Origin of the sequence: Cytobacillus gottheilii (assembly GCF_001636345.1) — a bacterium.
Taxonomy (GTDB): domain Bacteria; phylum Bacillota; class Bacilli; order Bacillales; family Cytobacillaceae; genus Cytobacillus; species Cytobacillus gottheilii.
Map to the genome: position 1 here is coordinate 1314329 of NZ_KV440945.1, position 13334 is coordinate 1327662.

The 13334-nt window shown below is 39.4% G+C and carries 13 protein-coding genes; 12 read left to right on the plus strand and 1 reads right to left on the minus strand.

All coding sequences use genetic code 11. The features are described 5' to 3' along the window. Positions 1-212 precede the first annotated feature (212 nt). On the plus strand, positions 213-1475 hold the full coding sequence (gene ltrA / locus A6754_RS06275; RefSeq protein ID WP_066443011.1) for a group II intron reverse transcriptase/maturase: 1263 nt from the start codon (positions 213-215) through the stop codon (positions 1473-1475). Positions 1476-1555: 80 nt separating this feature from the next. Here the strand turns inward: ltrA and A6754_RS06280 are convergent, their stop codons facing one another. Further along, positions 1556-2359, minus strand: coding sequence for an NAD kinase (locus tag A6754_RS06280; protein ID WP_066443012.1), 804 nt, complete (start codon positions 2357-2359; stop codon positions 1556-1558). A gap of 161 nt (positions 2360-2520) precedes the next feature. On the opposite strand from A6754_RS06280, the gene sppA reads away from it, so the two are divergent. The 11 genes from sppA to argH all read left to right on the plus strand — a co-directional run bounded on the left by sppA (position 2521) and on the right by argH (position 13288). Beyond that, positions 2521-3525: a signal peptide peptidase SppA gene (gene sppA / locus A6754_RS06285; RefSeq protein ID WP_066443013.1), complete on the plus strand. Its 1005-nt coding sequence runs from the start codon at positions 2521-2523 to the stop codon at positions 3523-3525. Between the two features lie 29 nt (positions 3526-3554). Beyond that, a complete protein-coding gene (locus A6754_RS06290; RefSeq protein ID WP_257299093.1) occupies positions 3555-4073 on the plus strand; it encodes an RDD family protein in 519 nt (172 codons plus the stop codon). Between the two features lie 78 nt (positions 4074-4151). Further along, a complete protein-coding gene (locus A6754_RS06295) occupies positions 4152-4856 on the plus strand; it encodes a DUF2953 domain-containing protein (protein ID WP_306806916.1) in 705 nt (234 codons plus the stop codon). Positions 4857-4872: 16 nt separating this feature from the next. Further along, positions 4873-5358, plus strand: a complete 486-nt coding sequence (ytfJ, locus tag A6754_RS06300; protein WP_066443016.1) for a GerW family sporulation protein — start codon at positions 4873-4875, stop codon at positions 5356-5358. Positions 5359-5514: 156 nt separating this feature from the next. Beyond that, positions 5515-6015 carry a thiol peroxidase gene (tpx, locus tag A6754_RS06305; protein ID WP_066443017.1) on the plus strand — a complete coding sequence of 167 codons (501 nt, stop codon included), beginning with the start codon at positions 5515-5517 and terminating at the stop codon, positions 6013-6015. A gap of 192 nt (positions 6016-6207) precedes the next feature. Beyond that, complete coding sequence (locus A6754_RS06310; RefSeq protein WP_343216725.1) at positions 6208-7194, plus strand: class I SAM-dependent methyltransferase; 987 nt, start codon at positions 6208-6210, stop codon at positions 7192-7194. A 279-nt stretch (positions 7195-7473) separates the two neighbouring features. Beyond that, positions 7474-8661, plus strand: coding sequence for an acetate kinase (locus A6754_RS06315; RefSeq protein ID WP_066443018.1), 1188 nt, complete (start codon positions 7474-7476; stop codon positions 8659-8661). Between the two features lie 171 nt (positions 8662-8832). Beyond that, complete coding sequence (locus A6754_RS06320; RefSeq protein WP_066443019.1) at positions 8833-9669, plus strand: EcsC family protein; 837 nt, start codon at positions 8833-8835, stop codon at positions 9667-9669. Positions 9670-9671: 2 nt separating this feature from the next. Next, positions 9672-10184 (plus strand): MogA/MoaB family molybdenum cofactor biosynthesis protein, encoded by a 513-nt coding sequence (locus A6754_RS06325; protein WP_066443020.1) that lies wholly within the window; start codon positions 9672-9674, stop codon positions 10182-10184. Positions 10185-10685: 501 nt separating this feature from the next. Further along, positions 10686-11894, plus strand: a complete 1209-nt coding sequence (locus A6754_RS06330) for an argininosuccinate synthase (protein ID WP_066443021.1) — start codon at positions 10686-10688, stop codon at positions 11892-11894. Continuing rightward, positions 11891-13288 (plus strand): argininosuccinate lyase, encoded by a 1398-nt coding sequence (gene argH, locus A6754_RS06335; protein WP_066443022.1) that lies wholly within the window; start codon positions 11891-11893, stop codon positions 13286-13288. The genes A6754_RS06330 and argH overlap by 4 nt, the downstream gene beginning before the upstream one ends. The last annotated feature ends 46 nt before the right edge of the window (positions 13289-13334 follow it).

The window sequence follows — 13334 nt, forward strand, 5'->3', positions numbered from 1 at the left end:
AGTAGAAGCCATAGTACTTATTCGCTTAAGAGGATAAGGAAGGGCTGAACCGGTTATGGAAAATAGGAACTAGGCGTATCTTTCCATTCGATGAAACAGAAAACATAGTACCTGTTTAATGAAAGAAACGGTGAATCCGCGGGGGTCATTAAACAGGGTGGAGAATGAAAAGGACACCAACAGAACACCTATATACGCGGGAGGTTATATCAATGTTAATGGAACGAAGCATGTCACGGGAAAACCTACTTAATGCGATTAAAAGAGTAGAAAAGAATAAGGGAAAACATGGAGTGGACGAAATGCCCGTCACTGCTCTTCGTGGACATATTATGCTCAACTGGAGCGAACTGCGAAAAGCCCTCTTCGAGGGAACCTATAGCCCATCCCCCGTCCGTCGAGTCGAAATCCCGAAACCAGACGGCAAAGGGAAGAGGAAACTGGGAATCCCAACCGTGACAGACCGTTTCATTCAACAAGCAATCACCCAAGTGCTTACCAGAATGTATGACCCTAGGTTCGCTGAATGTAGCGTCGGCTTTCGCCCTAACAGGCGAGCGCACCAGGCTGTTAAATTAGCCCAAAGCTATATAGAAGAGGGTTATCGATGGGTAGTCGACATTGACCCTGAAAAGTTCTTTGACAAGGTTAACCACGATAGATTAATGAGTAAATTAGCGATGAGGATAAAGGATAATACTCTCCTCAAACTAATAAGACGGTTCTTAACCTCTGGGGTTATGGAAGGCGGACTTGTCAGTCCTAACCTTGAGGGGACACCGCAAGGTGGACCTTTAAGCCCTTTACTTTCGAATATTGTGTTGGATGAACTGGATAAAGAACTGGAGCGCAGAGGACATCGCTTTGTCCGCTACGCCGATGATTGTAATATCTATGTGAAATCTAAAAGCGCTGGAGAAAGAGTTATGAAGGCAATGACCCATTTTATCGAGAGGTATCTTAAACTGGAGGTTAACAAGGATAAAAGTGCTGTAGACCGCCCCTGGAAAAGGAAATTTCTTGGGTTCAGTTTTACAAGTAATCTAAAACCGAAGGTGAGAATATCTCCCCAATCAGTTAAACGGTTTAAAGATAAAATAAGAAAGCTTACAAGCAGACGAAGGTCAATTGCCATGGAAGATAGGATTCATAACCTTAACCAATATCTAGTGGGATGGGTTAATTATTATCATTTAGCAGATACCCGTTCAGTAATCGCAAAACTCGAAGGATGGCTTACTCGAAGGTTAAGAATGATTCGATGGAAGGAATGGAAACTTCCCCAAACGAAGGTCAAGAAACTTATTAAACTAGGGGTTTCGAAAGGGAAAGCATATGAATGGGGAAATACAAGAAAGGCTGATTGGAGGATATCCAAAAGTCCAATTCTTCATAAAACATTAGGGAACGCCTACTGGCTTTCCCTTGGGTTAAAAAGTATTTCTGCTAGATATGACTTACAGCGTTCGACTTAATCGGAACCGCCGTATACGGAACCGTACGTACGGTGGTGTGAGAGGGATAAATGGAGGTTAATCGCCTCCCCCTATCTCAATTATGATAAGAACGTTCTTTTTACTTTCTCCCAGAAGGAGTTGTCTTTTAGTTTAACGGTTTTTATTTCCTTGCCGCTTAGTTTTACGTCAATTTTTTGTACATGCTGAACACTCATTGCTTCGTTGTCCATGGCCATCACAGGATGGTCATTACCGTCCTGAATCACGTTTAAGGTAAGTCTGCGATTTTCACTCAGGATAAAAGAAGAGCCGAGTGTACGATACGTATTGTTGTTAAGTGAAGCAAGTTCGCTTACTTGCAGACAAGGAATCATCGGATCTACGACTGCACCAGTTACAGATTTATTGTAAGCAGTACTGCCTGTAGGCGTAGATACAATCATGCCATCTCCTCTGAATGTTTCAAAATGAAGATCATCAATCAGCACGTCCATCGCAAAGGTTTTAACAATGGAAGAGCGAATGGTATATTCATTCAAACAGTAAAAGGATGCCTCATCATCAACCGAAACTTCAATAGTCGGGTAGCGGCGAACCTCAATATTTTCACTTTGCGCGGCCTCTATCATTTTGTCTATATCGTCTATTTGGAAATCACAATACATGCTCAAGCTTCCAGTTGTTGAAATACCTGCATAAAGGCAATCATCTCTAAAACCTGTTTTTCTCACAGCTTGTAAGAACGATCCGTCCCCGCCAATACTGACAATAATATTAGCGTCGGCAGGCTCACTTAAAACATGAAAACCATTCTCTTTTGCCAAATCGTAAAGAGGTTGAACCATCTCTAATGTCTTCGAATCCTGCTTATGGTAGAAATACATATTACGGCGAGCTGTCATCATTATTCCTCCAGACTAGTATAAATAGAGTAGTGATTCTTTTACTAAGTAAACCTTATTTTGTTATCATAGTGTTGTCATTTCCAGTTTACATGTTTTTGAAACATTTTTAAAGTTTCGTTCGTATGAGTTACTAGCTATTAAAAGGGAGGTTTTTATGTATGAATGGAAAACGCTGGGCAGCTATAGGTATTGCAGTGTTTCTTTTTGGCTTTTCCGTCGTCAGCAGTTTATTGTTCACGTTTAGAGATGCAGAGAGCTCTTTGGCAGAGATGTTCACTTCTGCTTCAGATCCATTTGCTGAAGAAGTGATCGAAGAAGGCAATGCAATGAATAAAATTGCGGTGTTAAATTTGAATGGGACGATTCAGGATACAGGTGAAGCAGGCTCTTTATTGGGGGCAACAGGTTATAATCATCAATCATTTATGAAAAAGCTGGATTTTGTGAAAGAGGATAACAGCGTAGAGGGAATTATTCTTCGTGTGAATACCCCAGGCGGCGGTGTTGTGGAAAGTGCAGAAATCCATGACAAGATCGTTGAAATTCAGGAAGAAACAGAAAAACCGGTATACATATCAATGGGATCTATGGCTGCTTCTGGCGGATATTACATTTCTGCTCCTGCAGATAAGATCTTTGCCAGTGCAGAAACAATGACAGGTTCTTTAGGTGTTATCATGCAAGGCTATAATTTCTCGGGACTTGCTGAAAACCTTGGAGTGGATTTCGTCACAATCAAAAGCGGGGAATATAAGGACATTATGAGTTCCACAAGAGAAATGACCGAAGCGGAACGGAGCATATTGCAGGATATGATTGATAACTCCTATGATGGCTTTGTAAAAGTAATCTCAGAAGGACGTGAGATGACAGAAGCAGAGGTCAGGGAGATTGCGGATGGAAGAATTTATGATGGCCGTCAAGCACTTGAATTAAATTTAATCGATGGATTTGGCTATCTCGATGATGTTATACAGCAGATGGAAGATGATTATGATCTAGGCGGGGCGCAAGTTGTTCAATATGCTGATAACGTTGGCTTTGGCTCTTTGTTAAGCATGGGAGTGCAAAAGTTTGCTGGTCCTGAGACAGAAATGGCGGGCCTTGTGAATCTATTATCGCATACTCACTCACCACGCCTCATGTACTTATATGCTGAATAGGAGGTGTTCTCATGACTGATGACAAACGTTTGGATGCAGAACTTGAAAAAAATGAAATACATGCTCAAACAGATGAGTATCCTTCAGCAGATGAAAGCACGCACTCTTCTGCCATGGCAATTCAGCAAACTGGTCACATACGATTTGCCGGATTTTGGATGCGGTTTTGGGCGTACTTAGCCGATATAATCGTAATAGGGAGCATTGATCGTCTCTTAATTAATCCGCTATTTAGATTGCTGGATTTACCTCTATATGAAACAGGGCTATTTTCAATGATGACCATTGCAACAGCGCTGACCTTTTACTTATATTTTGTCCTTATGACCAAGTTTTTCGGTCAGACATTAGGAAAAATGATTTTTGGTTTAAAGGTAGTTCAGTTAAATGGAGAAAAACTATCATGGAATACGGTTCTCTTTAGAGAATGGATTGGCCGTTTCATTTCTGGATATATCATTGTGTTATATGTCATCGTAGCTTTTCTGCCAAAAAAACAAGGATTACATGATCTTTTCGTCGATACAACAGTGGTACATGAAAAATAAGATGACAAAACCTGCTGGTGATTATACCCAGCAGGTTTATTTTTGCCTGAATTTGGCCATACTTGCGGCTGAAAGGCTGTGAATGAAGTGAAGTGGCTGCTGATTATTACTGGTATTCTACTATTTCTCCTGCTCCTGATCATCTTTACAAGAGTAAAGGTGTATTTTCATTTGTATCATAATAAAGATCAAAATCATATGAAGCTTGAATTTAGGGCATGGTATGGATTAATTAAATATAAAATTGATATTCCGCTCGTTAAAATAGCAGAAGATTCACCAACTCTTGTTGTGAAAGAGAAAACGGCTGCAGGACCAAATGAGAATCAAACGAGCAAAGATACGAAGGAATATTCTGCCGATACATTGCTTGATAGTCTGCATGATACAAAAGAAATATTACATCATGTTGTTTCGTTATATAAAATCATTCAATCTTTTCTCAAGAAAATCACGATTAAAACTTTATCCTGGCATACTCTGGTTGGTGTAGGAGATGCCGCCTTGACGGGCATGATCACCGGTGCATTTTGGAGTGTTAAAGGAAGTTTGCTTGGATTTATCAGCCATTATTTTCGTCTGAAAGCAATACCGGATGTTACGATAACGCCTCAATTTCAATTTGCTGTATCACAAACCGCTTTAACATGTATGTTTCATTTTCGGATCGGGCATGCTATGGTGGCAGGAATTAAACTGATTAAATATTGGAAAGGCGGAATGGCAGACTTTCGAACCAAGCCATTATCTGTCTTATCTGATGATAAAACCAATACTGTTTAGTTAGGAGGCGCAGTAAATGTCTGAACATCCAATTCAAGGCTTGATGACTACTGCAATGGAAAATCTTAAGGAAATGATTGATGTAAACACCATCATTGGTGACCCGGTAGAAACACCGGATGGCAGTGTTATTTTAACTGTATCAAAAGTAGGTTTTGGTTTTGCAGCCGGCGGAAGTGAATTTAAGCTTGAAGATAAAAGCGGCGGCCAAGGAGAAACAAAAACGCATCCTTTTGGCGGCGGTAGCGGTGGCGGTGTTTCCATTACACCGATTGCTTTCCTAATCGTAAATGCACATGAAGTGAAAATGGTTCACTTAGATGAAAGCACCCATCTATACGAGAAAATCATTGACCTGGCACCTCAAGCAGTTGAAAAAATTCAGCAAATGTTTAATAAAAAGGATGCCCAGAATCAATCTGGCAATGGGCAGCAAAGCCAGAATCAAAGTCAAAACCAAAATCAAGCCTATAACGGTCCTAAAGAAGATTTACAATTTTAGTATAAAAAAAAGAGTTAACTTCATGATCTTCGAAGTTAGCTTTTTTAATGGCTGGACGGCAAGTTTTTTATTGAATCAAGAATCTTTTTCTTTGCAAAACCACAGCCGAAAAGCTATGATTTACACTGTACATAACACAAAAGGGAGGATTTAATTATGGCTTCTATTACATTTAAAGGCGGTCCTGTTACTCTGTTAGGACAAGAGGTTAAGGTTGGAGACAAAGCTCCTGAATTTACAGTGCTTGCCAATGATTTATCTCCTGTTACACTTGCAGATTCAAAAGGACAGGTTAGATTAATTAGTGTAGTACCATCCATTGATACTGGAGTATGTGATGCACAAACACGCCGTTTCAACGAAGCAGCAGCAGAACTGGGCAATGTAAAAGTATTAACAGTTAGTGTTGATCTTCCATTTGCACAGAAGCGCTGGTGTGCAGCAGCAGGTATTGAGCAAGTACAAACGCTATCTGACCACCGTGACCTTTCTTTTGGGGAAGCGTATGGCGTAGCTATAAAAGAACTCCGTCTTTTAGCAAGAGCGGTATTTGTAGTTGATTCTAATGACGAAGTGACATATGTGGAATACGTAAGCGAAGCAACAGATCACCCTGACTATGATGCTGCAATTGAAGCAGCAAAAGCAGCAAAATAAGCAAAATAAGATAGACAGCCCCGTGCCTAGCGGGGCTTTTTACTGCTTTTGGCTAAACTGTTTCTCCTTTTGCAGGCTCGCCAATCGTATAATTTAATTAAAATGGTATAAATGATGGCAGGTTTCGTTCAAACTTGTGATAATATAGCTTCATCTAATAGATGATGATTTTATAGAACGGGGGAAAGAGGATTGAATAACTTAGCACCGGTGGAGGAATTATTTACTGTTTTTAATGAAACAGCCACCATTATGCAAGAGGAATTTGATTGTACATATTTAGAAGCATTAGCTGAAACAGGGGAAAACTTGTTTCACGGAAGCATACTGCAAGAGGAACTTAGTGAGCTGAGTGTGAAAAGGCTCCGTAAAAGCTATGATTCCATTCAGCTTGATCGCTTCAGTTCCGAGGAAATAAGAAAATCGTTTCAGCTTGCTATCTTAAAAGGGATGAAGCAAAACATTCAGCAGAATCATCAAATGACACCAGATTCGATTGGGATGTTCATGGGCTATTTAGCTGATAAGTTTTTAAGCGGCAAAGAAATTCATCTGCTTGATCCAGCCGTGGGGACAGGGAACCTGTTGACAACTGTCATAAATCATATGCATAATCGTACAATTGAAGCAACGGGTGTGGAGATTGATGACATCTTAATTAAGCTAGCTTATATTAATGCAAATCTGCAGGAGCATCCGATTCAATTTTTTAACCAAGATGCGTTAGAGCCTTTATTTACCGAACTTGCTGATGCTGTAATTTGTGATTTGCCGGTAGGCTACTATCCGAATGATGTAAGAGCTGCTGAATATAAGTTAAAAGCAGATGAAGGACATGCATATGCACATCACCTCTTTATTGAGCAAAGTGTGAATCATGTGAAAGAGGGCGGCTATTTATTTTTGCTCGTACCAAACGGCCTTTTCGAAAGTCAGCAGGCAGGAAAACTTCACGAGTATTTAAAAGAGAATGCCATCATACAAGGACTCTTTCAACTGCCGTTAACTCTATTTAAAAATGAACAAGCTGCAAAAAGCATCTTGATCCTGCAAAAGAAAGGTGAAAATGTAAAGCCGCCTAAAGAGGCATTACTAGTTAATCTGCCAAGCCTTTCAAAAGCTCAGGCAGTTGACCGGATCCTTACGCAAGTGAATGAATGGATTAAAGAAAATAAGTAGGATAAAAGCCGGCATTGCCGGCTTTTTTTTCTAGTGTTTATATAGTGTTAACTCCTTATAAGGACTAATCATTAACGAGAATATTCTGTAGTTAAAATGAAACTAAATTTCTGATAATTATCAGAATAAAATTACTTTTATAATGTAAACGATAACAATTTGTACTTGCCTTGAAAAAAACGGAAAGCAATGATTAAATGAGAAATTGAGAGATATAAATGATCAGCGTTGAGCAGACTATATTTGTATGTAAACGCAGTTTATAAAGGAGCGGACAAAATGGCAAAAATTATTGCAATTAATGCCGGCAGTTCATCATTGAAATTTCAATTGTTTGAAATGCCTACTGAAGAAGTAATTACAAAAGGTCTAATTGAGAGAATTGGCTTAGATAATGCAGTGTTTAATATTACAGTGAATGGTGAAAAAGTGAAAGAGGTTACAGATATTCCTGATCATGCAGTAGCTGTAAAAATCCTTCTTGATAAATTAACTTCACTTGGAATCATTCAATCATTAGACGAAATTGAAGGAATTGGCCACCGCGTCGTTCATGGCGGAGAAGAATTTCCAGATTCAGCATTAATTACTGAAGAAGTTCTTGCTAAAATTAGCGATCTTTCAGAGCTTGCACCTTTACATAATCCTGCAAATATTACAGGAATTAAAGCGTTCCAGCAAGTTCTTCCAAATGTACCGGCTGTAGCTGTTTTTGATACAGCATTCCACCAGACAATGCCTGAAGCTTCATTTTTATACAGCTTGCCATATGATTACTACACAGAGTATGGAATCCGTAAATATGGTTTCCACGGTACTTCACATAAATATGTATCAGAACGTGCTGCAGAAATGCTTGGCCGTCCGATTGAACAGCTTCGCCTTATTTCCTGCCACCTAGGAAATGGTGCAAGTATTGCAGCTATTGAAGGCGGAAAATCAATCGATACATCAATGGGCTTTACACCTCTTGCAGGGGTGACAATGGGAACAAGATCCGGTAACATCGATCCTGCGTTAATTCCATTCATCATGGAAAAAACAGAAAAAACAGCTGAAGAAGTACTTGATGTTTTAAATAAAAAGAGTGGTATGCTTGGCGTTTCCGGCTTCTCAAGCGACCTTCGTGATATTGAAGTTCAAGCTAATGAAGGCAATGAAAGAGCTGAGCTAGCTCTACAAGTATTTGCAGACAGAATTCATAAATATATCGGTTCATATGCTGCAAGAATGTATGGTGTAGATGCTATTATTTTCACAGCTGGTATTGGTGAAAACAGTGACGTTATCCGTGAAAAAGTTCTTCAGGGACTTGAATTCATGGGTGTATACTTCGACCCTGCACTTAACCAAGTACGAGGCAAGGAAGCATTCATCAGCTATCCGCATTCACCTGTAAAAGTTATGGTCATCCCTACGGATGAGGAAGTAATGATTGCACGTGACGTTGTAAGATTAGCGAAGTAATTCTTTATGTATTAGGGGAATCCGCCAGACGATCATTGACTGGACGGGGTTCCCTTTTTTTTGTGCGTCTGCTGCAATCGCTCTCTTCTCCTTTTACAGGAGAGGAATTCTGCTATCATGCTATGCTATACTGGGGGTATTAGAAGAAAAATGGTTTCGGAGGGATGAATCATGTCATTGACAGCCAGTGAGCAGAGGGTACTAAATTCAATTCTTGAATGGGAAGAGAAATTGTATAGCTACGAACCAAATGATTTTATGCTTACATATGATAAGTATTTGGAACGTTCATTCTCTATGCTTCCTGAAGAAATACAGCAGCAGTTTTTTGCCTCTTTAGATAATTGGCTATTTCATTTACATGCATTGATTCAAGGATCACAGCTGCAGCTGGATGCAAAGGAACGCATCTTAAGCGCAGGCAGAATTTATAATCCTAATATTGAAAAGGTAGAAGATTTACGTTTATTGACCATCGACCAGCTTCAATACATAGCTCAGCAGCAAATTTCAAGGCATCGGATCTATTCACTTGCACAAGGCGGTCTTACTGGTACAGGAAGTGCGATCATGCTTGGCACGGATCTGCCGGCCATGGCTGTCATTAATTTAAGAGCCGTGCAATTAATTGCAATGACATATGGTTTTGAAGTAAATACACCATATGAAATGATGAACTCACTTAAAGTTTTTCATTCCGCATTACTTCCAGCACGTCTGCAGCCCGCTATATGGGAAGAGTTAAAGGCAGATTTGAATAGTGATGAAGAAGAACGTTATTTTTACGAAGGAAAAGAAGATTTAACAGATGTTTCTTGGATGAACCAGCCAATTCAGCAGGTTTTGAAAGGGCTGTTAATCCTGCTTCTCAGAAAAAAATCAATCCAGGGCATTCCTTTTGCCAGCATGGCAATTGGCGCAGGTGCGAACTATGTATTAACAGCAAAAGTCACAGACTTTGCACATAAATACTATCAGCTTAAATACCTAAACGGAAAAGGTGAATGAGGATGAGCCAGCTCGAGCATAAAATGGAAGCACCCAAAATAGTAAAATGTAAGATCATTACGGTTAGTGATACACGTACAAAGGAAACAGATAAGAGCGGACAGCTTATGAATGATCTCCTTAAAGATAACGGCCATCTAATTGTTGACTATGTCATTGTCAAAGATGATGCTGCTTCTATTGCAGATGAAGTAAAAAAAGGGTGTAATTCCCCTGATATTGATGTGATCTTAACAAATGGGGGAACAGGAATCGCCAAAAGAGATGTAACAATCGAGGCCATCTCTGCACTTTATGAAAAAGAAATAACTGGTTTTGGCGAGCTTTTTCGTCTGCTCAGCTATCAAGAAGATATCGGATCGGCTGCCATTCTTTCACGTGCCTCTGCAGGAGTACTTCAAAACAAAGCCATATTTTCTACACCAGGCTCAACTGGCGCCGTGAAATTGGCCATGAACAAACTCATTTTGCCTGAATTAGGTCATGTAGTGCGTGAATTGAAAAAAGATTTATAAAGAAAAGACCGGATAAGCGGAGCTTTTAGCTTAAAAGCAAAATAGAGCTTACTACGAGTTAATAAGAGGATCGGACATAGTATTCAAGCGAGTAATAGAATCGAGTGAGGCTGGACATAAGTATTTAACACAACACAGAACCGAATGATTTGGAAGTGAAACTTTCCAATCATTTGGTTTTTTATTTGTTTAAGATTTAATATTTCTAAACATGAGTGAAATGGAGCGGAGGACCCCACTCGATTCCTGCGTTGACAGCTTTATTATTTGTATATTTTATTATGATCTTTTTATTTTTGTCCCGTTCTATTTTAAATGTCCCAGTATTTCATTTGAGGATATTTCGGTGAGTATACAAATACAGAATATTTAATTTTTATTCAATCGAGTGAATATGTATTGATTTTTATATAAAAGATTGATAAAGTAATAGCATAATAAATGAATAAAAATATATAAAACTGTATATTTATACGTATAAATTGAAAGGGGATTTAAACAATGACAAATCCAAAAATAGTTCTTGCCTATTCAGGCGGATTAGATACTTCAGTTGCAATTAAATGGCTCGGAGACCAAGGTTATTCAGTAGTTGCCTGCTGCTTGGATGTGGGTGAAGGAAAAGATCTAGACTTTATTAAGGAGAAAGCACTTAAGGTTGGTGCTGTTTCTTCATATGTAATTGATGCAAAAGAAGAATTTGCAAATGAGTTTGCTTTAGTGGCACTTAAAGCCCATGCACTTTATGAAAATAAGTATCCGCTTGTATCGGCCCTTTCAAGACCTTTAATAGCTAAAAAGCTGGTAGAGGTTGCAGAAAAAGAAGGGGCAGTAGCGGTTGCGCATGGATGTACAGGAAAAGGAAATGATCAGGTTCGCTTTGAAGTAGCTATTCAAGCATTAAATCCTGAACTGAAAGTACTTGCGCCAGTTCGTGAATGGAAATGGTCGCGCGAAGAAGAAATTGAGTATGCAAAACAAAAAAATATTCCAATTCCGATTAATCTGGATTCTCCTTATTCCATTGATCAAAATTTATGGGGCAGAAGCAATGAGTGCGGAATTTTAGAAGATCCTTGGGCAGCTCCTCCTGAAGATGCATATGAACTGACATCCAGTTTGGAACATGCTCCAGATCAAGCAGATATAGTTGAAATCGGTTTTGAAAAAGGTGTGCCTGTTAGCCTAAACGGTAAAAAATATTCACTTTCTGAGCTGATCTTAGAATTGAATTTCTTAGCTGGAAAACATGGTGTTGGCCGTATTGATCATGTTGAAAATCGTCTTGTGGGCATTAAATCTCGTGAAGTTTATGAGTGTCCTGGTGCTATGACGCTAATTAAAGCTCATAAAGAGCTTGAAGATTTAACACTCGTAAAAGAGGTTGCTCATTTTAAACCTGTCATTGAAAAGAAAATTGCTGAATTAATTTATGAAGGATTGTGGTTTTCACAGCTAAAGGATGCACTGCTTGCATTTCTTGAGGAAACACAAACATATGTTACTGGAACGGTAAGAGTAAAGCTCTTTAAAGGCCATGCCATTATTGAAGGCAGAAAGTCACCGTATTCTTTATACGATGAGAAGCTTGCAACCTATACATCTGATGATGAATTTGACCACAATGCAGCTGTTGGTTTCATTCAGCTTTGGGGACTTCCAACAAAAGTACAGAGCATTGTTCAAAAAGAGAAGAAGGTGACAGTGTGAAAAAGCTTTGGGGAGGCAGATTTACTAAATCTGCTGAAGAATGGGTAGATGAGTTTGGTGCATCCATATCATTTGATCAGGAACTGGTGCAGGAGGATCTTGAAGGCAGTATAGCGCATGTTACTATGCTTGCCTCCACTGGCATTATCTCAGAAGATGAAGCTGCTAAAATTAAGGATGGACTAAACGTGCTTAAACAAAAGGCAGAGCAGGGAGAATTGCAATATTCTGTGAAGCTGGAGGATATCCATTTAAACCTCGAAAGCATGCTGACAGACATCGTTGGTCCTGTAGGCGGAAAGCTTCATACAGCAAGAAGCCGTAATGATCAGGTTGCTACAGATATGCACTTATACTTGCGCAGTGAAGTTGGGCAAATCATTCAATTCGTTGAAGAGCTGCAAAAGGCACTGTTAGAAAAGGCTGAAGAACATGTTGAAACATTGATGCCTGGCTATACGCATCTTCAAAGAGCACAGCCTATATCTTTCGGGCACCATTTAATGGCTTATTTTTGGATGCTGCAGCGTGATAAAGAACGCTTAATCGAGAGCTTAAAGCGCATAAATATATCTCCGCTTGGAGCTGGTGCGCTTGCAGGAACAACATTTCCGATCGACCGCCTGCAAACAGCAGATTTACTCGGATTTGATGGGATTTACGAAAATAGTCTTGATGCGGTAAGTGACCGTGATTTTATTCTCGAATTCTTATCAAATAGTTCAATCTTAATGATGCACTTGTCCCGCTTAAGTGAAGAATTTATTCTTTGGTCTTCACAGGAGTTTCAATTCATTGAACTTGACGATAGCTTTGCAACAGGAAGCAGCATAATGCCTCAGAAGAAAAATCCTGATATGGCGGAATTAATTCGCGGGAAAACAGGTCGTGTCTATGGTAATTTAGTTGGTTTGCTCACAGTTTTAAAGGGCTTGCCGCTGGCATACAACAAAGATATGCAGGAAGATAAAGAAGGCATGTTTGATACAGTTAAAACGGTAGCAGGTTCATTAAAAATCTTTGCTGGAATGGTAAGTACAATGAAGGTGAAGAAGCAGCAAATGGAAAAGGCGACGAAAACAGACTTTTCAAATGCTACGGAACTTGCTGATTATCTTTCTGATAAAGGAATTCCTTTCAGGGAAGCACATGAAATAGTAGGTAAATTAGTTCTGTTATGTGTTGAGAAAGGCTGTTATCTTGGAGATCTTCCACTTGAAGAGTATAAAAATGCTCATCCTCAATTTAACGAAGATATTTATGAGGTGCTTGACCCTGCTAATGCGGTTCAAAGACGGAACAGCGCAGGAGGAACAGGCTTTAAACAAGTAGAGGCAGCCATAGAAAAAGCAAAAACAATATTAAAACATAAAGAAGAGCACGCTGTTTTATAACAGCGTGCTCTTGTCATGAAGCGGCAAGTGCTTCGTTTCATTAACA

What these genes read in the sequence shown, in the direction of transcription:
- A6754_RS06325 (WP_066443020.1), top strand. Translation starts at nt 9,672, where the DNA reads ATGAGCCAGCTCGAGCATAAAATGGAAGCACCCAAAATAGTAAAATGT.
- tpx (WP_066443017.1), top strand. Translation starts at nt 5,515, where the DNA reads ATGGCTTCTATTACATTTAAAGGCGGTCCTGTTACTCTGTTAGGACAA.
- A6754_RS06315 (WP_066443018.1), top strand. Translation starts at nt 7,474, where the DNA reads ATGGCAAAAATTATTGCAATTAATGCCGGCAGTTCATCATTGAAATTT.
- sppA (WP_066443013.1), top strand. Translation starts at nt 2,521, where the DNA reads ATGAATGGAAAACGCTGGGCAGCTATAGGTATTGCAGTGTTTCTTTTT.
- ltrA (WP_066443011.1), top strand. Translation starts at nt 213, where the DNA reads ATGTTAATGGAACGAAGCATGTCACGGGAAAACCTACTTAATGCGATT.
- ytfJ (WP_066443016.1), top strand. Translation starts at nt 4,873, where the DNA reads ATGTCTGAACATCCAATTCAAGGCTTGATGACTACTGCAATGGAAAAT.
- A6754_RS06320 (WP_066443019.1), top strand. Translation starts at nt 8,833, where the DNA reads ATGTCATTGACAGCCAGTGAGCAGAGGGTACTAAATTCAATTCTTGAA.
- A6754_RS06280 (WP_066443012.1), bottom strand. Translation starts at nt 2,359, where the DNA reads ATGACAGCTCGCCGTAATATGTATTTCTACCATAAGCAGGATTCGAAG.
- A6754_RS06330 (WP_066443021.1), top strand. Translation starts at nt 10,686, where the DNA reads ATGACAAATCCAAAAATAGTTCTTGCCTATTCAGGCGGATTAGATACT.